We start from the raw sequence: 23,163 nt of genomic DNA, 5'->3' as shown, positions 1-23,163 counted from the left end.
CCCGGCCCGCCACACGTCAGACGCCGTCGGTGCCCGGCGTCTCCGGCAGGAACGGGATGTGCGCGCCGATGATCGTCGGGCCGCCCGGAGGGCTGTCGACGAGGAACTGGCCGCGGAGTCCGAGCACGCGCTCGTGCAGCCCCGCGAGCCCGTGTCCAGCTTCCAGGCGCGCGCCGCCGGAGCCGTTGTCGGTGACCCAGAGATCGAGCCAGTGCCCGGCGGTGCCCGCGTCGCGCACGGCGACCCGCAGCCGCACGCTCGTCGCGTCGGAGTGCTTCACGACGTTCGTCAGCAGCTCGGCCGCCACGAAGTACGCGTTGCGCTCGATCGCCGCCGGCAACCCGCTGGCCGCGGGCAGGAGGTTCTCGAACACGACGGGCACCGGGCTCCGGGAGGCGAGCGACTCGAGCGCGCTCGCGAGGCCCCGGTCCTGCAGCAGCGGCGGCGCGAAGCCCCGCGAGAGGGCGCGGAGCTCGTCGAGCGTCTCGCGCGCCTGCTCCCGCGCCTCGCCGATGAGCTCTCGGGCGGAGTCCGGGTCGCGCTCCATCCGCCGTTCGATGGTCGCGAGATCCATCTGCAGCCGGACGAGCCGCTGCTGCGGGCCGTCGTGGATGTCCCGCTCGAGACGTCGCAGCGAGGCATCCTCCGCCTGCACCGCGGCGCCGCGCGAGGCGGCGAGCTGCGCCACCTCGACCTCGAGCGCCTCGGAACGCCAGGCGCCGAGCAGCCCGCGCGCCGCAGCCTCGTGCAGCAGCGTGAGACCCCGGAGCACGTACGGGAGCGTGAGCAGGAAGATCACGCCGAGGATGAACTCGAGCAGCCGCTCCCCCGCGACGAGGTCGTAGGAGAAGTCGTTGCCCGGGAAGAGGCGGTCGAGCAGCCACTCGTTGAGCCAGAAGTTCCGGTCGTTCTCCGGGATGAAGGGTTGCCAGAACCAGCCGGTGGTGCCGCCGAGCGCCATCGACACCCAGACGATCGTGACCGTCCACGTGAAGATGCTGATGATCGGATTGACGATGAGCGTGTGCAGCACGTACAACCAGTAGTGCCCGTCGACGAAGGGCACGAAAGCGGCCCGCCAGAACCCCGCCTCACGCCCATCGCGTGCCCAGTCCGGCCGCTCGATGCGGGGACGGCCGGCCCACTCGAGGCGCACGAGCTCGAGCGTGCCGAAGCCGCGCGCCACGTAGAACGCGGCCACCATCACGAACACGCCGACGACGAGGGCGAGCAGGCCGACTCCCGTGAAGAACACGGTGGCGGCGAAGCTGAGGCCGACGACCGCGATCGGCATGGTGAGCACGAGGAAGCCGAGCTCTCGTGGCATCGAGGCCCAGAGCGCGCCGTAGCCGCGTCGGCGCTTCCGCGGCGATGTCTCGGCGGATGGCTTGTTGGCCGGTTCGGTGCTCATGGCCTCGCGATTCGTGTGGGTGGTCGGCAGCTCGGTGTCGGGCGCATCAGTGGTGGTCATGGTCGGTCCCCTCGGGAATCGTCGCACGCTGACCCGGCTCGACGACGGCGAACTGCCCCATCATCCCCTGATCCTCGTGCCACAGCAGGTGGCAGTGGTACATGTACGGCGTGTCCGGGTCGGCGTAGTCGGCGAAGCGGAGGAGCAGCACGTACTCGGTCTCGGGCTCGACGAAGATCGTGTCCTTCCAGCCCGCGAGCTCCGGCGGCGGGGGCTCACCGGCCACCGCAGCCAGTCGGAACTGCACGTCGTGCACGTGGAAGCTGTGCGGGAGCGCGGTGTCGTTCACGACGGTCCAGCGCTCGAGCGTGTCGACCGTGACGGTCTCGTCGATGCGGCCGAGGTCCATGGCGTGGCCGTTGATCTCGAAACTGTCGCCCAGGACGAAGCGGCGATCGGCGGCGAGCTCGCCGTCCCCGAGCGGCGGCAGCGGGATGAGCGCGTCGGGATCGGCGGTCGCTGCTCGGAGCTGCTCGGCAGCGCGCAGCTCGAGCACGTCGAAGCCGTCGGCCGCCCCGTTCGTCTGCGCGACCGGTCCGACGAGCCCGGCGAGTTCCGGCGTCATGCGGGACTGCAGCACGAGCCGCTCCCCGGGGGTGAGCCGAACAAGCACCTCGGCCCGCTCCCCCGGCGAGAGCCGGAGCTCCGACAGCTCCACCGGCGCGTCGAGCAGTCCGCCGTCAGTCCCGATCAGTCGCACCGGACGGTCGTCGGCCCAGGCGAAGGCGTAGCTGCGCGCCGTCGACGCGTTCAGCAGCCGGAGCCGGACAAGCTCGTCACCGGCCTCGAAGTACGGCGAACGGGTGCCGTTCACGAGGAGTTCGTCGCCGAGCGCGCCCGCGTAGCCCCGCTGCGCCGGCTCGCGACGGCCCTCGGCGCTGAACCCAGCGTCCTGCACGATCACGGGCACGTCGTCGACGCCGTACTCGGCCGGCAGCCCGAGGGCGCGCTCGGCGTCGTCGTGCAGCAGGAACAGTCCGGCGAGGCCCCAGGACACGTGCGTCTCGGTCTCGCCGTGCGGATGCGGGTGGTACCAGAGCGTCGCCGCCTGCTGCGCGACGAGCCACTCGGGCGCCCACGTGGCGCCGGGCGCGACCATCTGGTGCGGACCGCCGTCCATCGCCGCGGGCAGATGCATCCCGTGCCAGTGCACGGTGGTCGGCTCGTCGAGCGTGTTGCGCACCTCGACACGCACCCGTTCGCCGCGGTCCGCGACGAGCGTCGGGCCGAGGTAGCCGCCGTTGAACCCCCAGCTCTCGCTCGGCACGCCGGGCTCGAACTCGGTGGTGCCGGCCTGCGCGGTGAGCGCGAAGACCCGGGTGCCGTCGGCGTCCACGCTCGACTCGGCGAGCGGCGGGATCGCGAGCGGGCGATCGAAGTCGATCCGCCCGATCGTCGAAACCGGGCCCGGCGTCACGATGCCGCAGCCCGCGAAGGCGAGCGCCACGAGCCCGCCGGCCGCGAGCGCAGTGAGCCCAGAGACGAGGGTCGCGCGAGGACGCCGGATCGGCGCGGGCCGGGCTGGTCGCGTGCTGGTACCGAGCATGCTTCCAGCCTCGCGAGCGCGATCGCCCCGCCCCATCCGGCACCCGTCCGGATCGTGGCGGGGGTTATCCCCCGCCGCTCAGCCGCGACGCAGGCTCACGCCTGGCAGGAGGGGCACCAGTAGAGCTTCCGCGCCCCGAGCTCCTCGAGCACGATGTTCGTGCCGCAGACGCGGCACGGCAGGCCCTCCCGCTTGTAGACCCAGTGGCGGTCGTCGCGGTTCGCCATCGCTGCGCGGTAGGCCTCGCCCTCGAGGCCGTCCATCGTCATCATCTGCCCGGTCTCCACGCCGATGCGCAGGAGCCGGCCCCAGTCGTGCCAGAGCTCCCGTACGGTCTCCTCCGGCACGAGCCGGCCGGGCGTGTGCGGGTTGAGGCCTGCCCGGAACAGCAGCTCCGCGCGGTAGACGTTGCCGATGCCGGCGACGACGTTCTGATCCATGAGCAGCAGCGCGATCGGCGTGGGCTTGCGCCGCACCGTCGAGACGAAGCGCTCCTCCGCCTCGGCGCTGTCGTCGAGCAGCGGATCGGGGCCGAGCCTGGCGACCGTCGCCTCGACCTGGGCCGGGTCGAGCACCTCGCAGGCGGTCGGCCCGCGCAGGTCGGCGCAGACGGCGTCGGTGAGCAGACGCACTCGCACCTGGCCGACCGGCTCGGGCGGGAACGACCAGGCGGTGTCCCCCTCCTTCTCCGACTCGGCCATGCGCAGCCGGGTGCGCCGCGGCGCACCGATGGAGGTCAGCGAGTTCTCGCCGGCGGCGTCGAGCACGACGGCGTCGGGGTTCGGGCCGTCGAGGAAGGTGCCGCGCATGTTCGTCTGCCCCATGCGACCGTTCGCGGAGGCGATCGTCGCGTCGAGGAGGATGTCGCCGGCGAAGTCCCAGGCGCCGTAGATGCCGAGGTGGACGCGCAGCCAGCGGTCGCCCTCGAAGCCGAGGAACATCTGCTTGCCGACGGCGCGCGCGTCGGTCATGCGCCGGCCGTCGAGGAGCGCAGCCCCCTCGGCGAACCGCCCCTGCGGGCTCGACACGTGCACGAGGTGCCCGACGAAGTTCCGCTCGAACTGGCGGGTGATGCGATGGACGGAGTGGCCCTCTGGCATCCGGCGCGCCCTACGCCTCGGGCTCCGACACCTGCGCCGAGCCGGCCGAGGTGTCGACGCCCTTGCCGGCGATGTCGCCGGTGGTCTCGTACTCGGCGAGCTGGGCGATGCGGCGCACGTGACGTTCGTCGCCGGAGAAGGGCTCCGCGATGAAGGCGTCGATGTACCGGATGGCCTCCTCCACGGTGTGCTGGCGCGCACCGATGGAGATGACGTTGGCGTCGTTGTGCTCGCGGGCGAGGATCGCGGTGTCCATGCTCCAGACGAGGGCGGCGCGGATGCCGCGCACCTTGTTGGCCGCGATCTGCTCGCCATTACCGGAACCGCCGAAGACCACGCCGAGCGCGCGGACCCCGGCCGCCTGGTCGCGGGCGACGCCGAGGGCGGCGTTGATGCAGAACGCGGGGTAGTCGTCCAGCGCGTCGTACTCGGCCGGGCCGTGGTCGACGACCTCGTGCCCGCCGTTCGTCAGGTGGGCCTGCAGGGTCCGGCTGAACTCGAGGCCGGCGTGGTCGGTCGCGATGTGGATGCGCATGCTGACGATTCTAGGGAGTGCCGATCCAGCGGATGGCCCGGCCGTGCGGCTGCACCCACGCGAGCTGCTCCCCGTCGAGGGCGAGCACGAAGTCGCTCGCGGCGTTCGGCGCGTCTTCGCGCGCCGCGATGCCGGGGACGATGCTGCGCCCCTCGACGGAGAGCCAGTGCCCGTCGAGCCGCCGCACCTCGGCGACGAAGCGGCGCTTGGCCTCCTCGTCGAGGTACGCGATGACCGCGGTGTGCAGCACGACGAGCGTCGCCCCGGCGGGCGCCTCGGCTGCGAGGCGGGCGAGTTCCTCGACGAGATCGCCCGCGACGAGGCGGGGCGGCTCGGCGGCGACGATGGCGGCCGCCTCGCGGAGCCGGGTGCGGCGGTCGTCGTGCTCGGGCCAGATCAGCGCGTCGAGCCAGGCGAGGTCGTCGGCGTGCGTCACGTCGAGCGGGTTGAGATCGATGCCCGCCCGCCAGACGACCTCCGGCAACCGCTCGGGGATGGGGACCCGACCGTTGGTCTCGCAGTCGAGCACGACCCGGCTCGGGCCGCCGCTCGGCTCGATCGGCGGCCGCTCGTCGTAGCGGTAGGTATAGCGATCCGGGTACAGGCAGAGCCCGGCCGAGGCGCCGACCTCGAGCAGGGCGAGGGGGCCCGGGAGCGCTGCGAGCACCGGGAGGTGCAGTGCGCAGCGGCCGGCCTCGTTCGTCTGCGTGGCGTGGTCGAGCACCGTGGCGCGGACCTCGATCCAGTGCCGGTGCAGCCAGTCCCGCAGCACGGCGTAGGGGCCGAGCGGCGCGCCCTGGAACCGCGCCGCGCTGAACACGAGGTTCGGCTGCCGCTTCGCGACCGGCAGTTCCTCGATCAGCGCGATCGTCGGCGGGTCACCGGCCACGCCCGCGGCCCATGCCTCGTACGTCGCGGACATCCCGCGCGCCTCGACCTCGGCGAAGGCCCGGTAGCGGGCGGCGGTCGAGGCATCCGGATTCATGGTCTCGCGCATGCGGCCACGCTACGTCGGGTTCGCCCGGAGCGGAACCACTGCGACCGGGCGCGAGCGCGGTCGCGCGAGTAGGCTGGTCGGCGTTGCCTGCGGCCACGAGCCGCGTCGATGAAGCGAAGGAGCGCACGTGCCCGGAGAGAACCTCACCCGCCTGGAAGCCGAGGAGCGTGCCGCGCTCGTCCAGGTCCACGATTACGACGTCGTCCTCGACGTCACGACGGGCCCCGAGGTGTTCCGTTCGACGACGACCGTCCGGTTCCAGGCGACGACGCCCGGCGCCTCGACGTTCATCGACGCCATCACCGCCGAGGTGCACTCCGTCACCCTGAACGGGGTCGCCCTCGACCCCGCCGAGGTCAGCGACGGCGTCCGTATCCAGCTGCCCGGCCTCGCCGCCGAGAACGAGCTCGTCGTCGTCGCCGACGGCCGCTACATGCACACCGGCGAGGGCCTGCACCGCTTCGTCGACCCCGCCGACGGCGAGGTCTACCTCTACACGCAGTTCGAGGTGCCCGACTCGCGGCGCATGTTCGCCGTGTTCGAGCAGCCCGACCTCAAGGCGGCGTTCCGGTTCACCGTGACCGCACCGTCGCACTGGCAGGTCGTCTCGAACCAGCCGACCCCCGAGCCCGTCGCCGCGGGCGAGGGTACGGCCACCTGGGCGTTCGAGCCCACCCCGCGCATGTCCAGCTACATCACGGCGCTCATCGCGGGCCCGTACGACGTGGTGCGCGACGAGCTCACGAGCTCGGACGGCCGGGTCATCCCGCTCGGGGTGTTCAGCCGGAAGAGCCTGTCGCAATACCTCGACGCGGACTACATCTTCGAGAAGACGAAGCAGGGCTTCGCGTACTTCGAGGAGAAGTTCGACGTGCCCTACCCCTTCACGAAGTACGACCAGCTCTTCGTGCCGGAGTACAACGCGGGTGCAATGGAGAACGCGGGCGCAGTCACCTTCACCGAGGTGTACGTGTTCCGCTCGAAGGTGACCGACGCGATCAAGGAGCGCCGCGTCGTCACGATCCTGCACGAGCTCGCGCACATGTGGTTCGGCGACCTCGTCACGATGAAGTGGTGGAACGACCTCTGGCTGAACGAGTCGTTCGCCGAGTGGGCCTCGACCATCGCCACCGCCGAGGCGACCGAGTGGGTGCACGCCTGGACGACGTTCAACTCGATGGAGAAGAGCTGGGCGTACCGGCAGGACCAGCTGCCCTCCACGCACCCCATCGTCGCGGAGATCCGCGATCTCGAGGACGTGCTGGTGAACTTCGACGGCATCACCTACGCCAAGGGCGGCTCGGTGCTGAAGCAGCTCGCCGCGTGGGTGGGCATCGAGGCGTTCTTCACCGGCGTCTCGGCCTACTTCAAGAAGCACGCCTGGGGCAACACGACCCTCGCCGACCTGCTCACCGAGCTCGAGGCGGCCTCGGGCCGCGACCTGTCGGGCTGGTCGAAGCTCTGGCTCGAGACGGCGGGCGTGAACACCCTGCGTCCCGAGATCATCGCCGACGCCGAGGGCGAGATCACCTCGTTCGCGGTGCTCCAGTCGGCGCACCCCGACTACCCGACGATCCGCCCGCACCGTCTCGCGATCGGCTTCTACAACCTGGTCGACGGGAAGCTGGTGCGCACGCACCGGGTCGAGCTCGATGTCGACGGTGAGCGTACGGATGTTCCGGAGCTGATCGGGCTGGCCCGCCCTGATCTCGTGCTGCTGAACGACGACGACCTCGCCTACGCGAAGATCCGCCTCGACGACGCCTCCCAGGCGGTCGCGCTCGCGAACCTCTCCAAGATCGAGGACCCGCTCGCCCGGGCCATGGTGTGGTCGAGCGTGTGGGACGCGACCCGCGATGCCGAGACCGGCGCGAGCGACTACCTCGACCTCGTGCTCGGCAACATCGCCGCCGAGACCGAGTCGACGACCCTGCGCATCGTGCTCGCGAACGCACAGCTGGCAGCGAGCTCCTACGTGGCACCCGAGCGGCGCGGCGACGCGCGCCGTGCCCTGGCCGACGGCCTCTGGGAGCTCGCACAGCAGGCGGAGGCCGGCAGCGACGCGCAGTTCCAGTTCGTCAAGTACTTCGCCGCACTCGCCGAGTCCGGGAGCCACATCGACGAGCTCGCCGCGCTCTTCGCGGGTGAGCGCAGCCTCGACGGCCTCGACATCGACACCGACCTCGGCTGGGAGCTGCTCATCGCCCTCGTCGCCGCCGGTCGTGCCGGCGATGCCGAGATCGATGCCCGCCTCGAGTCCGACAAGACCGCGACCGGGCAGGAGTCCGCGGCGCACGCCCGCGCCGCGATCCCCACCGCCGAGGGCAAGCAGCGCGCCTGGGACTCGATCGTCGAGGCCGACACCGCGACCAATTCGGTGGTCCGCACCACCGCCGCGGGCTTCGTCCGCGCCGGCGACCGCGAGCTGCTCACGCCGTTCGTGCCGCGCTACTTCGACATGATCGGCCGCGTCTGGACCGAGCGCAGCTACGCCATCGCCGAGAAGCTCGTCGAGCTGCTCTACCCTGCGACCCTCGCCAACCGCGAGCTCGTCGAGGCGAGCCACGCCTGGCTCGCGGCGAACGCCGACGCCGCGCCGGCGCTGCGTCGCCTCGTCGTCGAGAACGTCGCCGGCGTCGAGCGCGCCCTCGCCGCGCAGGAGCGCGACGCAGCGTAAGCGGCGCACCGGCACCGTGGACGGGCGGTGCGGTGGTACCCGGGTACCACCGCACCGCCCGTCTGCCATTCCCGAGGGCGATGCGCGGAGCTGGCGGGCTGCGTACCGTCGAAGGCATGATCACCGCAACCGCGCTCACCAAGCGCTACGGCGCGAAGACCGCCGTCCACGATCTGTCGTTCGAGGTGCGCCCCGGGCAAGTCACGGGCTTCCTCGGCCCGAACGGCGCCGGCAAGTCGACCACCATGCGCATGATCGTCGGCCTCGATCGACCCGACACGGGATCCGTCACGGTCGGCGGCAAGCCCTACGCCGAGCACCGCGCGCCCCTGCACGAGGTCGGCGCCCTGCTCGACGCGAAGGCCGTGCACACCGGGCGCACCGCCGAGAACCACCTCCTCGCGATGGCCGCGACGCACGGGATCGCCAAGCGCCGGGTGCACGAGGTCATCGAACTCACGGGCCTCGAGTCCGTCGCCCGCAAGCGGGTCGGCGGCTTCTCGCTCGGCATGGGTCAGCGCCTCGGTATCGCTGCTGCGATGCTCGGCGACCCGTCGGTGCTGATCCTCGACGAACCCGTGAACGGGCTCGATCCCGAGGGCGTGCTCTGGGTGCGCCAGCTCGTCCGGCACCTCGCCGGGGAGGGCCGCACGGTCTTCCTGTCCTCGCACCTGATGAGCGAGATGGCGCAGACCGCCGATCACCTCATCGTGCTGGGCCGGGGCGAGATCATCGCCGACGCGCCAGTGGAGGAGATCATCGCCGCCGGCACCCGCCAGCGCGTGCGGGTCCGCTCGCCGCACGCCTCCCAGCTCGCGGAGCTGCTCGCGGCGCCCGACGTCGTCATCATCCGCTCCGAGGCCGGATTGCTGGAGATCACCGGGCTCGAGGCCGCCGGCATCGGCGACCTGGCGGCAGCCAACGGCCTCGCCATCCATGAACTCACCCCGCAGAACGCGTCGCTCGAGGAGGCCTACCTGGCCCTCACGGCGGACGCCGTCGAGTACCGTACGGAGGCCGTCCGATGACCACCGCCACCACCGCGGCCCGCCCCGTCCAGGGCGGTCCCCGGCTCGCGCACACCGCCCGGCTGAGCTTCGGAGGCATCCTCCGCTCGGAGTGGATCAAGCTCCGCAGCCTCCGCTCGACCGTCTGGTCGTACCTCATCGTCGTCGCGATCTCGCTCGGCATGGCCGTGCTGCTCGGATTCAGCCTCGTCAGCGGAATGGGCGGCCCCGACGTGGCGACCTTGCCGGCCTCCGAGCAGACGCTCATGGTCCTGCAGTCCGCAGTGTTCGGCACCTACTTCGGTCAGCTCGTGGTGGCCGTGCTCGGTGTCCTCGTCATCAGCGGCGAGTACACGACGGGGATGATCCGGTCGACCCTCTCGGCGGTGCCGAAGCGGCTTCCCGCGCTCGCCGGTAAGGCGGTCGTCCTCTTCGTCGCCACGCTCGTCGTCGGGGTCGTGACGAACCTCGCGGCGTTCGCAATCGCCGCGGCGATCTTCGCCGGCCATGGCGCGCCGGTCTCCCTGTTCTCCGAGAACGTGCTCCTCGTGCTGGGCGGGGCGGCGCTCTATCTCGCCCTGGTCGCGGTCTTCGCCCTCGGGATCGGCACGATCATCCGATCGAGCGCCGGCGGGATCGCCGCGGTGCTCGGGGTGCTGCTGCTGCTCCCGACGGTCTTCGGGCTCATTCCCGCGGACTGGGCGTCCGCCATCCTGCCGTACCTGCTCTCCACGTCCGGGATGACCATGTACATGACGATCGGCGCGGACCCCGCGACGCTCTCTGGGCCGAACGCCTGGCAGAGCCTGCTCGTCGTCCTCGCCTGGCTGGCGGTCTCGCTCGCCGGCGCCGCCGTGCTGCTGAAGCGCCGCGACGCGTAGAGTCCTGCCTATGCCGGACGCGCCACCGCTCACCCCCGACCGCCCCGTTCCGGCGGTCGGGGGTGAGCTCCGTCTGCCGAAGCCACCCGGGGTCATCCGACAGTTCTGGGCCCGCCATCCGCGGCTCACCGACTCCATCCTCGCCGCGCTCTACGTCGTCCCGACGTTCATCGCCACGATGGTCATCGCCTCGGACACGCCGACACCGCCCCTGGTCGCCACCCTGCTGCAGGTCGTCGGCATCGCGATCGGCGGCGCGGCCGTGCTGCTGTTCCGGAGAACCCGACCGTGGCTGCTGACCGGCATCGCCTGGTTCGTGTGCCTGTTGGTCGCGCCGTTCGGCATGAGCGACGGATTCCCGATCCTCTACGCGCTCTACGCGCTCGGGGTGTACCGCTCGACGAAGGCCGCCTGGATCGGCTTCGGCGGCTCCGTCGCGGTGACCACGCTGAGCGCCTACCTCGAGGCGTGGGTCGCCCCTTCCCCGTTCGGCGGCCCGGTGGCCACCTCTTCGCAGTACGCCGCGATCATGCTCATCGTCACGCTCATCGGGGTGACGGTGGGCAACCGGCGGCGGTACCTCCTCGCGCTCATCGCCCGCGCGCACGACCTCGCGCGGGAGCGCGACCAGCAGGCCCAGCTCGCCGCGGCGGCCGAGCGGGCCCGCATCGCCCGCGAACTGCACGACATCGTCTCGCACGGGCTCACCGTGATGGTGACCCTCGCCGACGGCTCGGCCGCGACCGCCTCGCGCGACCCGGAACGCGCCGCAGAGGCCATGCGCTCCGTCGCCGAGACGGGGCGCAGCGCGCTCGGCGAGATGCGCCGCATGCTCGGCGTCCTCCGGGAGCCGGGCGGCAGCCCGGCCGAACTCGCGCCTCAGCCGGGCCTCTCGGCCATCCCGGAGCTGATCGACGGCTTCCGCGAGGCGGGCATGCCCGTGCGGCTCACCACGAGCGGCGTGCCGGAAGCCGATCCCGCCGTCGCGCTCGCGGTCTACCGCCTCGTGCAGGAGGGGCTGACGAACGCCCTCCGCCACGGCAGGAACGCCCAGCACGTGGAGGTGCGCCTCCAGCACCGCCCGGGAGAGGTCGAGGTGCTCGTCGAGGACGACGCCCTGCCACCGCAGGGCGACGCGCCGGCGACGCACGGCGCCGGACGCGGCCTCGCCGGGCTGCGCGAGCGCATCGCGCTGTACGGCGGCACGCTCGACGCGGGGCCGCGGGGCGCCCGCGGGTGGCGGCTCCGGGCGACGCTCCCGGTCGCACCGTCCGAGCCCTGCGGCACCGAGCACCCCCACGAACGAACCGAAGACGGGACCCCCGAATGACCATCGAAGCTCCGCCTACCACCGGCCCGGTCCGGGTCGCGATCGTCGACGACCAGGCCCTCGTCCGCACCGGGTTCCGCCTCGTGCTCGACGCGGAGCCCGGCATCGAGGTCGTCGGCGAGGCCGGCGACGGGCTCGCCGCACTCGCGCTCGCGCGCAGTACCGCGGTCGACGTGCTGCTCATGGACGTGCGCATGCCCGGGATGGACGGCATCGCCGCGACCGCCGAGCTCAGTGCGCGGCATCCCGAGGTCCGGATCATCGTGCTGACCACCTTCGACCTCGACGAGTACGCCTTCGCGGCCATCCGCTCCGGCGCGAGCGGCTTCCTCCTGAAGGACGTGCGACCGCAGGAGCTCGTCGCCGCGATCCGCACGGTCGCGAGCGGCGAGGCGGCACTCTCGCCGCGGGTGACCCGGCGCATGCTCGAGCTCTTCGCCGCCGAGCTGCCCGCATCGGCCGACGCGACGGGTCAGCGGGCGGCGCGACGGCCGGAGCCGGGCCGCTTCGACGCGCTCACCGCGCGCGAGCGGGAGATCCTCATCGCGATCGCCGAGGGGCTGAACAACGCCGAGCTCGCCGAGCGGTTCTTCCTCTCCGAGTCGACCGTGAAGACCCACGTCGGCCGCGTGCTGCAGAAGCTCGGCGCACGCGACCGGGTGCAGCTCGTCATCCTCGCCTACGAGCAGGGCTTGCTCGGCTGATCGAACCGCGCCGACGCCGCGCGAGCGACCGCCGGCGCTGCACGAGCGGCCGCCGGCGGCCGGGCGCGGCTCGCTAGGCTGGTCCGGCGCCATCGCTACGAAGGGATCGTCCATGCCTGCTGCCAACCTCACCCGCGTCGAAGCCGAGGAGCGGGCCGCGATCGTCGGCGCGCCGAGCTACGAGGTCGTGCTCGACCTCACCGACGACGGCGAGACCTTCCGCAGTGAGACCACCGCCCGCTTCGCCGCCGTCGCCGGCGCCGCGACGTTCATCGAGGCGAACACGGAGACGATCCACGCGCTCACCCTGAACGGCCGAGCGCTCGACCCGACCGTCGTCAGCGACGGCGTGCGCATCCGCCTCGACGGGCTCGCGGAGCAGAACGAGCTGCGCGTCGTCTCGACGAACGCGTACTCGAAGACCGGCGAGGGACTGCACCGCTTCGTCGACCCGGTCGACGGCGAGCGTTACCTCTACACCGAGTTCGCGGTCGCCGAGGCCAACCGGGTCTACGCCGTCTTCGACCAGCCCGACCTCAAGGCCGCCGTGCGCTTCACGATCAGCGCCCCGGCGCACTGGTCGGTGCTGAGCAACGCGCCGTCGCCCGAGGCCGAGCCGATCGCCGGCACGCCGAACGCCGTCTGGCGCTTCGAGACCGGCCCCGTCATCTCGAGCTACATCGTCGCCGTGGTCGCCGGACCGTACGCGAGCTGGCACGGCAGCGCCGCGAGCGTCGACGGCCGAGAAGTGCCGCTCGGGCTCTTCACCAGGGCCTCGCTCGCCGAGTACGCCGACCCCGAGATGATGTTCGGCACGGTCGCCGCGGGCCTCGCGTTCTACGAGGAGGCCTTCGGCGTCCCGTACCCGTACGGCAAGTACGACCAGATCTTCGTGCCCGAGTACAACTGGGGCGCGATGGAGAACGTCGGCGCGGTGACGTTCAACGAGTCCTACCTGTTCCGTTCGCGGGTGTCCGACGCGCGCCGCGAGCAGCGCGCCATCGTCGTGCTGCACGAGCTCAGCCACATGTGGTTCGGCAACTCGGTGACGATGCGCTGGTGGAACGACATCTGGCTGAACGAGTCGTTCGCCACCTGGGCCTCGACGCTCGCGACCTCGCGCGTGACCGAGTTCACCGGCGTCTGGGCCACCTTCGCGAGCGACGAGAAGACCCACGCGGCCGAGCAGGACCAGCTGCCCTCGACACATCCGATCGTCGCGGAGATCCCGAGCATCGCCGACGTCGAGGTGAACTTCGACGCGATCACCTACGACAAGGGCGCCTCGGTGCTGAAGCAGCTCGTGGCGTGGGTCGGCCTCGACGCCTTCCAGCGGGGCGTCGGGGCGTACCTCGCGAAGCACGGCGGCGGCAATGCGACACTGGCGGACCTCCTCGCCGAGCTCGAGCGGGCGAGCGGTCGCGACCTCGCCGACTGGTCGGCGCGCTGGCTCGAGACCGCGGGCGTCAACACGCTGCGCGCGGTGATCGACACGGATGCCTCGGGCCGCATCACGGCGGCACGCGTGGAGCAGACCGCGGCCGGGGAGCACCCTACGCTGCGGCCGCACCGCATCGCGATCGGCGCCTACGAGCTCCGCGACGAACGCCTCGTGCGGGCTCACCGCGTCGAACTCGACCTCGACGGGGCAGTGACGGAGGTGCCGGAGCTCGTCGGACTCTCCCGCCCCGCGCTGCTGCTCGTGAACGACGACGACCTCAGCTACGCGAAGGTGCGTCTCGACGACGAGTCCTTCGCCACGGCGGTCGACCACCTCTCGGCGATCGACGACCCCGTCGCGCGGGCCGTCGTGCTCGGCTCGGCGTGGGACGCCGTCCGCGACGCCGAGCTGCCCGCCTCGGCGTTCGTGCGGCTCGTGCTCGCGAACATCGGGCGCGAGACCCAGTCCTCGGCGCGCGGGCTCGCGCTCGCCCGACTCGAGCTCGCGCTCTCGCAGTACCTCGCCGACGAGCACCGCGAGCGGATCGCCGGCGAGGCCGGCGACGCGATCTGGGCGCTCGCCGAGCTCTCCGAGGCCGGCTCCGACGCGCAGCTGCAGCTCGTGAAGGCGTTCACCCGCATCGCGTCCAGCTCCGCCCACGCCGAGCTGCTCGCCGGGCTCGCCGACGGCGGCACCGCCCTGCCCGGCCTCGAGGTCGACCTCGACCTGCGCTGGGAGCTCGTCATCGCCCGCTCCGGGCTCGGCGTCGCGAGCGACGACGAGATCGACCGCGCCCTGGCCGCGGACGACACCGCGAAGGGGCGTCAGCTCGCCGAGACCGCCCGCGCCGCGCGCCCCGACCCCGCGGTCAAGCAGGCGGCGTGGGAGCGGGTGATGCGGGATGCCTCGCTCTCCAACGACCTGGCCCGCGCGATCGCCGAGGGCTGGCGACGGGCCCGACCCGCCGAACTGCTCGCGCCGACGGCGGCCGCGTACTTCGACGAGCTGCAGGAGGTGTGGGCGAGCCGCAGCTTCAACATGGCCGCGATCATCGTGCGCGGGCTCTTCCCCGTCGCCCTGGTCGACGAAGGGCTCGCCGAGCTCGCCCGCGACTGGCTCGCCCGGAACCCGGAGCCGGCCCCGCTCGCGCGGCTCGTCACGGAGAAGCTCGCCGAGCTCGACCGTGCACTCGCGGCCCGCGAACGCGACGCCGCGTCCCTCACCGTCGATGCCCAGTAGCGCTCACTAGACTCGGGCCATCATGCTCGTGTTCGCTGAAACGCCCCCGGTCGACGGTGAGGACACCCCCGTCGACCCCGGATTCTGGACCGATATCGCGACGTTCTGGTCGGAGCACTGGGGCACCATCGTCGGCAAGCTCGTGGCGATCCTGCTCATCGTCGGCATCGCGCTGCTGATCCGCTGGGTGCTGCACTTCGTCATCGATCGCGTGGTGAAGCAGATCGTCTCCGGGGTCAAGAAGAAGCAGGACGTCACCGACACGCAGGCGCTGCAGGCCTCCCCGCTCGCGGCCGTGCGGCTCGTGCAACGCACCCGCACGCTCGGCTCGGTGCTCCGCAACATCGTCAACGTCACGCTCTTCATCGTCGTCGTGCTGATGATCGTGAACACGATCGACAGCACGCTCCTCGGCTCCTTCGCGCTGCTCTCCGCGGCGATCGGCGCGGGCCTCGGCTTCGGCGCGCAGAACATCGTGAAGGATGCGCTGAACGGGCTGTTCATGGTCGTCGAGGACCAGCTCGGCGTCGGCGACGTCGTCGACCTGGGACCGGCGACGGGCATCGTCGAGGAGGTGCGCATCCGGGTGACCACCGTGCGCGACGTGAACGGCACCCTCTGGTTCGTCCGCAACGGCGAGATCCTCCGCGTCGGCAACATGTCGCAGGGCTGGGCCCGCGTCATCCTCGACCTGGCGGTGCCGTACGACGCCGACGTCGAAGCCGTCGAGACCGAGATGCTGCGCACCGCCACCGAGATGGCGAAGTCGAGCAAGTGGCGCAGCCGAATCCTCGAGAAGCCCGAGATCTGGGGCCTCGAGTCGATCTCCGCCGAAGCGCTCGTCATCCGGATCGTGATGAAGGTGCGCACCTCCTCGAAGGACGACGTCGCGCGCGAGCTGCGCGTCCGCCTCAAGCACTCGCTCGACGAGATGGGCGTGAAGCTGCCGAGCATGAACTCCGTGGTGCTCGCCGGCTTCGACAGCGTCACCCGGGTGAAGGGCGCTCGCCCGCCGCGGACCGCGCCGAACGCCGTGGTCCCGGGCGCCGAACCGTACATTCCGAAGGCGAAGCCGTCTCGCGCCGCGAAGCGACGCCCGGCCGACGACGAAGGGACCACGCTGTGAGCGACGCGAACGAGCCGACAAAGCTCCCGCCCGCCGGGGTGCAGCTGCGCGGCAGCGAGCACGGCCCCGGGCTCGGCCAGACCTTCTACGAGTCGGTCGGCGGCAGCCCCACCTTCGAACGGCTCGTCGCCGAGTTCTACCGCGGCGTCGCCGACGACCCTGTGCTGAAGCCGATGTACCCCGAGGAGGATCTGGGTCCGGCCGCCAGGCGCCTGCAGCTCTTCCTCGAGCAGTACTGGGGCGGGCCCGGGACCTACAGCGAGGAGCGCGGCCACCCGCGACTGCGGATGCGGCATCTCCCCTTCAAGGTCAACCCCGATGCCCGCGACCGGTGGCTCGCGCACATGCGCCGCGCCGTCGACTCCCTCGAGCTGCCGCCCCTCGCCGAGGCCACGCTGTGGGATTATCTGCAGCGAGCCGCATTCGCGATGGTGAACACCTTCGACGACTGAGCCCCGCACCGCCACCACCCGAAGCGACGAAGGAGTCCACGTGGCAGCATCCGACCGTACCCCCGACGCGATCATCGTCGGCGCCGGCCTCTCCGGCCTGGTCGCCGCCGCCGAGCTGGTCGACGCCGGCCGGCGCGTCCTGATCCTCGACCAGGAGCCCGCCGCGAGCCTCGGCGGGCAGGCGCACTGGTCGTTCGGCGGCCTCTTCCTCGTCGACTCCCCCGAGCAGCGGCGGATGGGCATCCGCGACTCGCTCGAGCTCGCGAGCGAGGACTGGGCCGGCACCGCAGGCTTCGACCGCGACGAGGACGAGTGGGGTCGCCGCTGGGCCGAGGCCTACCTCGAGTTCGCCGCCGGCGAGAAGCGCGACTGGCTGCACGGCAAGGGCGTGCGCTTCTTCCCCGTGGTGGGCTGGGCGGAGCGGGGTGACGGCCGCGCGCTCGGGCACGGCAACTCGGTGCCCCGTTTCCACATCACCTGGGGCACCGGCCCCGGCGTGCTCGCCCCATTCGTCGCCCGGGTGAAGGCCGGCGAGGCGGCCGGACTCGTCGAGTTCCGGCACCGCCACCGCGTCGACGAGCTCATCGTCGAGGGCGGCGCCGTCGTCGGCGCGCGCGGCGCGGTACTCGCCGACGACGACGCGGAACGCGGGGCGCCGAGCAATCGCGACGTCGTGGGCGAGTTCGAGCTCCGCGCCCCCGCGGTCGTCGTCGCCTCCGGCGGCATCGGCGGCAACCACGAGCTGGTTCGGCAGTTCTGGCCCGAGCGCCTCGGCACCCCGCCTGCCGAGCTGCTCTCCGGCGTCCCGGCCCACGTCGACGGGCGCATGCTGCAGATCACCGAGGACGCCGGGGCCCGGCTCGTGAACGGCGACCGCATGTGGCACTACGTCGAGGGCATCCAGAACTGGGATCCGATCTGGCCGCTGCACGGCATCCGCATCCTGCCCGGGCCCTCGTCGCTCTGGTTCGACGCGACGGGCTCGCGGCTGCCGGCGCCGCTCTTCCCCGGCTTCGACACGCTCGGCACGCTCGAGCACCTCGTCGCGACCGGCTACGGCCACTCCTGGTTCGTGCTCACCCAAAAGATCATCGAGAAGGAGTTCGCGCTGTCCGGCAGCGAGCAGAACCCCGATCTCACGGGCAAGGACCTGAAGCTGCTCGCCCAGCGGCTCGGCTCCGGCGCCCCGGCGCCCGTGGAGGCGTTCAAGGAGCACGGCGCCGACTTCATCGTCGCCGACACCCTCGACGAGCTCCTCGCCGAGATGGCTCGCCGCTCCCCCGACGTCGAGCTCGACACCGCCAACATCGCCCGCGAGGTCCTCGCGCACGACCGGGCGCTCGAGAACGACTTCGGCAAGGATGCGCAGCTCTCGGCGGTCCGCGGCGCGCGCGCCTCGCGCGGCGACAAGCTCATCCGCGTCGCCGCGCCGCACCGCTTCGTCGACCCCGCCAACGGCCCGCTCATCGCGGTGAAGCTGCACCTGCTGACGCGGAAGTCGCTCGGCGGCATCCAGACCGACCTGTCCTCGCGGGCGCTCGGCGCGGACGGCGAGCCCGTGCCCGGCCTGTACGCAGTCGGCGAGGCCGCGGGCTTCGGCGGCGGCGGCGTGCACGGCTACCGCGCGCTGGAAGGCACGTTCCTCGGCGGCTGCCTCTTCAGCGGGCGAGCCGCCGGGCGCGCGATCGCGGCGGGCTGAGCCGGGGTCAGCTCTTCAGCGACCAGGGACGCTGCCGCACGAGCACGTGGCCGCGTTTCGTCGAGAGCCTGGTCCACGGACCGGTCTCGAACATCGACACCTCGTCGTCACCCAGGAAGCCGAGGCTGAACGTCGCGAACGCGGCGCCGGCCGGGACATACTCGAGCCCCTCGACTCCACGTCCCCAGACCTCGGAACGGACCCGCTGCACGAGCTGTTCCCCGGTGCCGTCCGGGATCGCTTCGGCGACCTCGTCGATTCCTGCGCGCGCGGCTCGTTCGAGTGTGGCGGCGTCGGTCGCACCGATCGAGCGCCAGCCGCCGCGTGGCGGCGAGATGCCGGCCCAGGTCACGGTGCTCACCTCGTGCGGGCGGGACATGGTCACCGGCCGCGACGGGTCATCGGGGTCGACATCGGCCTTCGCCCGAGCGATGCGATCGGTGAGGGAGCGCAGCGGGACGACGATGTCGAAGTCCTCGGTCTCCTCGAGCCCGAACGTGCGCAGGCCGAGCACGGTGGGCGTCTCGTCGAGGATGCCGCGGGGGTAGAGGATCGCGGAGTACACGGCGAGGATGCCGGAGCCGGCGATGAGCCGCACCGAGCCCTCGTCGACGCGAGCTGCCCGCTGCAGATAGGTGTGCAGGTCGCCGAGCGACAGGCTGTCGGCGAGCGTGAAGTGCTGAACCATGTCTTGTCTAAACTACCAAGGGGCGGCGGCCGGACGTCCGCGCCGCGCGCTCGATCCGGAGCGCGAAGGAGCTTTTCGCTGGAGGCACGGGTGAACGGACCCATCGACGGACTGCTGAGCACGCTCCACTTGACGAACACGGGCGCGCGCACCACCGAGGACATCTTCACCGGCCCCTCGCAGTGGATGCCGCTGGGGCGCGTCTTCGGCGGGCAGGTGCTCGCCCAGTCGCTCATGGCGGCGATGCACACGGTCGAGCCCGAGCGGGTCATCCATTCGATGCACGGGTACTTCCTGCGCCCGGGCGACGTCGAGCACCCGATCACCTTCTCGGTGGACCGCCTGCACGACGGCCGGTCCTTCTCGACCAGGCGAACGCACGCCTTCCAGAACGGCGAGCCGATCCTGTCGCTCATCGCGTCCTTCCAGACCCGCGACGACGGGCTCGAGCACCAGCTCGCGATGCCGAGCGATCTGCCGGACCCGGAGAGCCTGCCCTCCACCGCCGACGTGCTCGGCAAGGTCGACCACGACGTCGCCCGCTACTGGGCCAGCGAACGGGCGTTCGACATGCGCCACGTCCCCTCCCCCATCTACCTCGAGGTCGAGGGCGAGCGGGTGCCGCGGCAGGCGGTCTGGATGCGCGCCTTCGGCCGGCTGCCCGACGACCCGAATCAGCACCGTGCGGCACTCGCCTACGCGAGCGACTACTCGATCCTCGAGCCCATCCTGCGCGCCCACGGCGTCGCCTGGACGACGCCCGGCCTGAAGATCGCGAGCCTCGACCACGCCATGTGGTGGCACCGCGACGCGCGCGTCGACGAGTGGCTGTTGTACACGCAGGAGTCGCCGTCGGCGGCCGGCGGGCGAGGGCTGTCGCTCGGCCGGATCTACACGCGAGACGGGGTGCTCGTCGCGAGCGTCGCCCAGGAGGGGATGGTCCGGGTGCCGAACCCGGGTTCCTTCGACTGATCCGGTGCTGACGGCGGTGCGGGTGCGGGTGCCGGTGCACGCTGGGACCCGCCGGGAGCTGGACGCACGCTGAGCGTTCCTCCACCGGCCGTCGAGTTGGGGCAGAATCGCCTCACCGGCCCGCCGAGGTCGGGACGAGGAGGTCGCCGATGTCCGATGCCACTCGACTCAGCCGACGCGCGCTCATCGCGCTCGGCGGATCCGGCGGAGCGCTGGTGCTCGCCGCCTGCGCGACCGGCGGCGCACCGTCCGGCGACGCGGACGGAGGCTCCGATTCGACCGCCGGCTCCGGCGGCGGGAGCGGCGGCGACTCTACTCCGGCCCTCGCGCCGGGCAGCGAGCTCGCCAAGCTCGCGGACGTCCCCGTCGGGGGCAGCGTCTCGGCGACGGTCGACGGGGAGGCAATCCTCCTCTCGCGACCCACCGCCGGGGCCGTGCTGGCGTTCAGCGCCATCTGTACCCACCAGCAGTGCGTGGTCGCCGCGGCGGGTGCGGAGTTCGACTGCCCCTGCCACGGATCGAAGTTCGATGCCGCGACCGGCGACGTGCTGCAGGGACCCGCCTTGAAGCCGTTGACCGCGATCCCGGTCGAGGTCGACGGGGATCGCGTCGTCGTCTCCGGGTGAGGCACGTGGACTACGAGATCGCCGGACTGCCGCTGCACGTGCTCCTCGTGCACGCCGTCGTCGTGCTCACCCCGCTCTGCGCGCTGCTGCTCGTCGTGCTCGCGGCGTGGCCCCGCGCACGTCGGACGCTGTGGCTGCCAGCCCTGATCGGGACCGCACTGCTGCTGCCGCTCGGCCTCGTCACGATCGAGGCCGGGAAGTGGCTGGAGGTGCGGGTCCCGCCCGGGCCCCTCATCCAGGATCACACCGCGCGGGGCGAGTCGATCGTGCCGTGGCTCGTCGGATTGCTCGTCGTCGCGGTGGCGGTGTCCGCCTGGGCGCTCCTCGAACGGCGGCCGAGGGGACGCGGGGCGAGCGTCGCCGCGTCCCTCGTGCTGATCGTCGCGAGCCTCGCCGTCGGAACCGGGACCGTCGTCACGCTCGTCGCGATCGGCGAGTCCGGGAGCCGGGCCGTCTGGGAGGGCGGCTTCAGCGAGACTCCGCTGGAGCGGTGAGCTGCGGCTCGCTCAGCGTCGCCGGAACGCGACCGGGGCTTCGAGGTACGGCTCCCAGGCCGCGCGCTCGTCATCAGTGATGCGCCGCGGGCGCTCGCTCGCAGCGTCGACGAGCACGATCGTCGTCGAGGCCCGCGTGTAGAGCGTGCGCGGTTCGGCGCCGAGCGGCGAGTACACCTCGTAGCAGACGTCGAGGCTCGCCCCGCCCATGTGGCCGATCCAGAGCTCGATGTCGAGCGGGAGCCGCTGGTACGGGATCGGCGCGAGGTACTCGACCTCCTGCCTGGCGATGAGCGTGACCGTCGTCGCCCCCGGCGTCGCGTCGAGCACGGCCGTGGACGCGCCCACGGCGTGCTCGACGGAGCCGTCGTCGTTCACCCAGAACGCCTGGATGCGAGCCTCCTCGAGGAGGCTCAGCATCCGGGCGTTGTTGACGTGCCCGTACGCGTCCAGGTCGCTCCAGCGGAGCGGGGTCGGGACGTGCAGCCGCATGTCAGTCGCGGGTGAGCTTGCGGTAGGTGGAGCGGTGCGGCTTCGCGGCGTCGGCGCCGAGGCGCTCGACCTTGTTCGCCTCGTATGCCTCGAAGTTGCCCTCGAACCAGTACCAGTTCGCGGGGTCCTCCTCGGTGCCCTCGTAGGCGAGGATGTGCGTCGCGATGCGGTCGAGGAACCACCGGTCGTGAGTGATCACCACGGCGCAGCCGGGGAACTCGAGCAGCGCGTTCTCGAGGCTCGAGAGGGTCTCGACGTCGAGGTCGTTCGTGGGCTCGTCGAGCAGGAGGAGGTTGCCGCCCTGCTTGAGGGTGAGCGCGAGGTTCAGGCGGTTGCGTTCACCGCCCGAGAGCACGCCCGCCGGCTTCTGCTGGTCGGGGCCCTTGAAGCCGAAGGTCGAGACGTAGGCCCGGCTCGGCACCTCGGTCTTGCCGACCTGGATGTAGTCGAGTCCGTCGGAGACGACCTCCCAGAGGGTCTTCTTCGGGTCGATGCCGCCACGGCTCTGGTCGACGTAGGAGATCTTGACCGTGTCGCCGATCTTCAGGTCGCCGGCGTCGAGCGGCTCCAGGCCGACGATCGTCTTGAAGAGCGTGGTCTTGCCGACGCCGTTCGGGCCGATGATGCCCACGATGCCGTTGCGCGGCAGCGAGAAGCTCAGACCGTCGATCAGCTTGCGGTCGCCGAAGCCCTTCTGCAGGTTCTTGGCCTCGAGGACGATGTCGCCCAGACGCGGGCCCGGCGGGATCTGGATCTCCTCGAAGTCGAGCTTGCGCGTGCGCTCGGCCTCGGCCGCCATCTCCTCGTAGCGGGCGAGGCGCGCCTTCGACTTCGCCTGACGCCCCTTCGCGTTGGAGCGGACCCAGTCGAGCTCCTCGCGCAGGCGCTTCTGGAGCTTCTGGTCCTTCTTGCCCTGCACCTCGAGGCGCTCGGCCTTCTTCTCGAGATACGTCGAGTAGTTGCCCTCGTAGGGGTAGAGGCGACCGCGGTCGACCTCGCAGATCCACTCCGCGACGTGGTCGAGGAAGTACCGGTCGTGGGTGACGGCGAGCACAGCGCCGGGGTACTTGGCGAGGTGCTGCTCGAGCCACAGCACGCTCTCGGCGTCGAGGTGGTTGGTGGGCTCGTCGAGCAGCAGCAGATCCGGCTTCTGCAGCAGCAGCTTGCAGAGCGCGACGCGACGCTTCTCACCGCCGGAGAGCACGGACACCTGCTCGTCGCCCGGCGGGCATCGCAGTGCGTCCATCGCCTGCTCCAGCTGCGAGTCGAGGTCCCACGCGTCAGCCGCGTCGATCTCCTCCTGCAGCGTGCCCATCTCCGCCAGCAGGGCGTCGAAGTCCGCGTCGGGCTCGGCCATCAGGAGCGAGATCTCGTTGAAGCGGTCGATCTTGCCCTTGATCGGGCCGACGCCCTCCTGAACGTTCTCGAGCACCGTCTTGGATTCGTCGAGCTCGGGCTCCTGCATGAGGATGCCAACCGAGAAGCCGGGCGTGAGCCGGGCCTCGCCGTTGGAGGGCTGGTCGAGTCCGGCCATGATCTTCAGGATCGTGGACTTTCCCGCCCCGTTCGGGCCGACGACACCGATCTTCGCTCCCGGGAGGAACGCCATCGTCACGTCGTCGAGAATGACCTTGTCGCCGACCGCCTTGCGGGCGCGCACCATCGAGTAAATGTATTCAGCCATGT

The 23,163-nt window shown here is 71.6% G+C and carries 20 protein-coding genes; 12 read left to right on the top strand and 8 right to left on the bottom strand.

Annotated elements, in window-relative coordinates; translation table 11 throughout:
* Nucleotides 1-16: 16 nt before the first annotated feature.
* From QSJ60_RS10495 to QSJ60_RS10475, 5 genes are all read right to left on the bottom strand, one after another.
* Nucleotides 17-1,471, bottom strand: coding sequence for a sensor histidine kinase (locus QSJ60_RS10495; RefSeq protein ID WP_285463577.1), 1,455 nt, complete (start codon nt 1,469-1,471; stop codon nt 17-19).
* Entirely contained in the window at nt 1,458-3,017 is a 1,560-nt protein-coding gene (locus QSJ60_RS10490; protein WP_285463576.1) for a multicopper oxidase family protein, read from the bottom strand. Before QSJ60_RS10490 ends, QSJ60_RS10495 begins: the two co-directional genes overlap by 14 nt.
* Nucleotides 3,018-3,112: 95 nt before the next feature.
* Entirely contained in the window at nt 3,113-4,117 is a 1,005-nt protein-coding gene (locus tag QSJ60_RS10485; RefSeq protein WP_285463575.1) for an Fpg/Nei family DNA glycosylase, read from the bottom strand.
* Between the two features lie 10 nt (nt 4,118-4,127).
* A complete protein-coding gene (locus tag QSJ60_RS10480) occupies nt 4,128-4,652 on the bottom strand; it encodes a ribose-5-phosphate isomerase (RefSeq protein WP_189084851.1) in 525 nt (174 codons plus the stop codon).
* A gap of 10 nt (nt 4,653-4,662) precedes the next feature.
* The gene (locus QSJ60_RS10475) at nt 4,663-5,649 is read right to left on the bottom strand and encodes a DUF2332 domain-containing protein (RefSeq protein ID WP_285463574.1); all 987 of its coding nucleotides are present in this window, start codon (nt 5,647-5,649) and stop codon (nt 4,663-4,665) included.
* Between the two features lie 127 nt (nt 5,650-5,776).
* Here QSJ60_RS10475 and pepN (QSJ60_RS10470) point away from each other — a divergent pair, with 127 nt between their 5' ends.
* From pepN (QSJ60_RS10470) to QSJ60_RS10430, 9 genes are all read left to right on the top strand, one after another.
* Nucleotides 5,777-8,326: an aminopeptidase N gene (gene pepN, locus QSJ60_RS10470; protein ID WP_285463573.1), complete on the top strand. Its 2,550-nt coding sequence runs from the start codon at nt 5,777-5,779 to the stop codon at nt 8,324-8,326.
* A gap of 116 nt (nt 8,327-8,442) precedes the next feature.
* The gene (locus tag QSJ60_RS10465; protein ID WP_189084849.1) at nt 8,443-9,354 is read left to right on the top strand and encodes an ABC transporter ATP-binding protein; all 912 of its coding nucleotides are present in this window, start codon (nt 8,443-8,445) and stop codon (nt 9,352-9,354) included.
* Nucleotides 9,351-10,214, top strand: a complete 864-nt coding sequence (locus tag QSJ60_RS10460) for an ABC transporter permease subunit (RefSeq protein WP_230763289.1) — start codon at nt 9,351-9,353, stop codon at nt 10,212-10,214. Before QSJ60_RS10465 ends, QSJ60_RS10460 begins: the two co-directional genes overlap by 4 nt.
* Before the next feature lie 10 nt (nt 10,215-10,224).
* Complete coding sequence (locus tag QSJ60_RS10455; protein WP_285463572.1) at nt 10,225-11,544, top strand: sensor histidine kinase; 1,320 nt, start codon at nt 10,225-10,227, stop codon at nt 11,542-11,544.
* Nucleotides 11,541-12,248: a response regulator gene (locus QSJ60_RS10450; protein WP_285463571.1), complete on the top strand. Its 708-nt coding sequence runs from the start codon at nt 11,541-11,543 to the stop codon at nt 12,246-12,248. Before QSJ60_RS10455 ends, QSJ60_RS10450 begins: the two co-directional genes overlap by 4 nt.
* A gap of 112 nt (nt 12,249-12,360) precedes the next feature.
* On the top strand, nt 12,361-14,928 hold the full coding sequence (gene pepN / locus QSJ60_RS10445; protein ID WP_285463570.1) for an aminopeptidase N: 2,568 nt from the start codon (nt 12,361-12,363) through the stop codon (nt 14,926-14,928).
* 22 nt (nt 14,929-14,950) lie between these two features.
* Nucleotides 14,951-16,054: a mechanosensitive ion channel family protein gene (locus QSJ60_RS10440; protein ID WP_285463569.1), complete on the top strand. Its 1,104-nt coding sequence runs from the start codon at nt 14,951-14,953 to the stop codon at nt 16,052-16,054.
* Nucleotides 16,055-16,098: 44 nt separating this feature from the next.
* Nucleotides 16,099-16,506 carry a globin gene (locus QSJ60_RS10435; RefSeq protein WP_189085150.1) on the top strand — a complete coding sequence of 136 codons (408 nt, stop codon included), beginning with the start codon at nt 16,099-16,101 and terminating at the stop codon, nt 16,504-16,506.
* Nucleotides 16,507-16,546: 40 nt separating this feature from the next.
* Complete coding sequence (locus QSJ60_RS10430; protein WP_285463568.1) at nt 16,547-18,205, top strand: FAD-binding dehydrogenase; 1,659 nt, start codon at nt 16,547-16,549, stop codon at nt 18,203-18,205.
* A 7-nt stretch (nt 18,206-18,212) separates the two neighbouring features.
* Here the strand turns inward: QSJ60_RS10430 and QSJ60_RS10425 are convergent, their stop codons facing one another.
* Nucleotides 18,213-18,893 carry a DUF8185 domain-containing protein gene (locus QSJ60_RS10425; RefSeq protein WP_230763277.1) on the bottom strand — a complete coding sequence of 227 codons (681 nt, stop codon included), beginning with the start codon at nt 18,891-18,893 and terminating at the stop codon, nt 18,213-18,215.
* A gap of 90 nt (nt 18,894-18,983) precedes the next feature.
* Here QSJ60_RS10425 and QSJ60_RS10420 point away from each other — a divergent pair, with 90 nt between their 5' ends.
* From QSJ60_RS10420 to QSJ60_RS10410, 3 genes are all read left to right on the top strand, one after another.
* On the top strand, nt 18,984-19,865 hold the full coding sequence (locus tag QSJ60_RS10420; RefSeq protein WP_230763275.1) for an acyl-CoA thioesterase: 882 nt from the start codon (nt 18,984-18,986) through the stop codon (nt 19,863-19,865).
* 149 nt (nt 19,866-20,014) lie between these two features.
* Complete coding sequence (locus tag QSJ60_RS10415) at nt 20,015-20,491, top strand: QcrA and Rieske domain-containing protein (RefSeq protein WP_285463567.1); 477 nt, start codon at nt 20,015-20,017, stop codon at nt 20,489-20,491.
* 5 nt (nt 20,492-20,496) lie between these two features.
* Nucleotides 20,497-20,985: a DUF2231 domain-containing protein gene (locus QSJ60_RS10410; RefSeq protein WP_285463566.1), complete on the top strand. Its 489-nt coding sequence runs from the start codon at nt 20,497-20,499 to the stop codon at nt 20,983-20,985.
* 12 nt (nt 20,986-20,997) lie between these two features.
* On the opposite strand, the gene QSJ60_RS10405 is transcribed toward QSJ60_RS10410, so the two are convergent.
* Together QSJ60_RS10405 and ettA are read right to left on the bottom strand one after the other, a co-directional pair.
* Nucleotides 20,998-21,477 (bottom strand): acyl-CoA thioesterase, encoded by a 480-nt coding sequence (locus QSJ60_RS10405; RefSeq protein WP_285463565.1) that lies wholly within the window; start codon nt 21,475-21,477, stop codon nt 20,998-21,000.
* 1 nt (nt 21,478) lies between these two features.
* Nucleotides 21,479-23,161: an energy-dependent translational throttle protein EttA gene (gene ettA, locus QSJ60_RS10400; protein WP_189084838.1), complete on the bottom strand. Its 1,683-nt coding sequence runs from the start codon at nt 23,159-23,161 to the stop codon at nt 21,479-21,481.
* Nucleotides 23,162-23,163: the final 2 nt, after the last annotated feature.

Origin of the sequence: Agromyces sp. NBRC 114283, from assembly GCF_030268405.1 — a bacterium.
GTDB classification, from domain to species: Bacteria; Actinomycetota; Actinomycetes; order Actinomycetales; family Microbacteriaceae; genus Agromyces; species Agromyces mediolanus.
Note: the sequence above shows the minus strand (reverse complement) of the source record. Positions and strands in the feature narration are given on the sequence as shown.

Coding starts and splice junctions, on each gene's coding strand:
- QSJ60_RS10475 (WP_285463574.1), bottom strand. CDS start 5,649: ATGCGCGAGACCATGAATCCGGATGCCTCGACCGCCGCCCGCTACCGG.
- QSJ60_RS10495 (WP_285463577.1), bottom strand. CDS start 1,471: ATGACCACCACTGATGCGCCCGACACCGAGCTGCCGACCACCCACACG.
- pepN (WP_285463570.1), top strand. CDS start 12,361: ATGCCTGCTGCCAACCTCACCCGCGTCGAAGCCGAGGAGCGGGCCGCG.
- ettA (WP_189084838.1), bottom strand. CDS start 23,161: ATGGCTGAATACATTTACTCGATGGTGCGCGCCCGCAAGGCGGTCGGC.
- QSJ60_RS10490 (WP_285463576.1), bottom strand. CDS start 3,017: ATGCTCGGTACCAGCACGCGACCAGCCCGGCCCGCGCCGATCCGGCGT.
- QSJ60_RS10455 (WP_285463572.1), top strand. CDS start 10,225: ATGCCGGACGCGCCACCGCTCACCCCCGACCGCCCCGTTCCGGCGGTC.
- QSJ60_RS10465 (WP_189084849.1), top strand. CDS start 8,443: ATGATCACCGCAACCGCGCTCACCAAGCGCTACGGCGCGAAGACCGCC.
- QSJ60_RS10440 (WP_285463569.1), top strand. CDS start 14,951: ATGCTCGTGTTCGCTGAAACGCCCCCGGTCGACGGTGAGGACACCCCC.
- QSJ60_RS10460 (WP_230763289.1), top strand. CDS start 9,351: ATGACCACCGCCACCACCGCGGCCCGCCCCGTCCAGGGCGGTCCCCGG.
- QSJ60_RS10480 (WP_189084851.1), bottom strand. CDS start 4,652: ATGCGCATCCACATCGCGACCGACCACGCCGGCCTCGAGTTCAGCCGG.
- QSJ60_RS10405 (WP_285463565.1), bottom strand. CDS start 21,477: ATGCGGCTGCACGTCCCGACCCCGCTCCGCTGGAGCGACCTGGACGCG.
- QSJ60_RS10485 (WP_285463575.1), bottom strand. CDS start 4,117: ATGCCAGAGGGCCACTCCGTCCATCGCATCACCCGCCAGTTCGAGCGG.
- QSJ60_RS10415 (WP_285463567.1), top strand. CDS start 20,015: ATGTCCGATGCCACTCGACTCAGCCGACGCGCGCTCATCGCGCTCGGC.
- QSJ60_RS10450 (WP_285463571.1), top strand. CDS start 11,541: ATGACCATCGAAGCTCCGCCTACCACCGGCCCGGTCCGGGTCGCGATC.
- QSJ60_RS10425 (WP_230763277.1), bottom strand. CDS start 18,893: ATGGTTCAGCACTTCACGCTCGCCGACAGCCTGTCGCTCGGCGACCTG.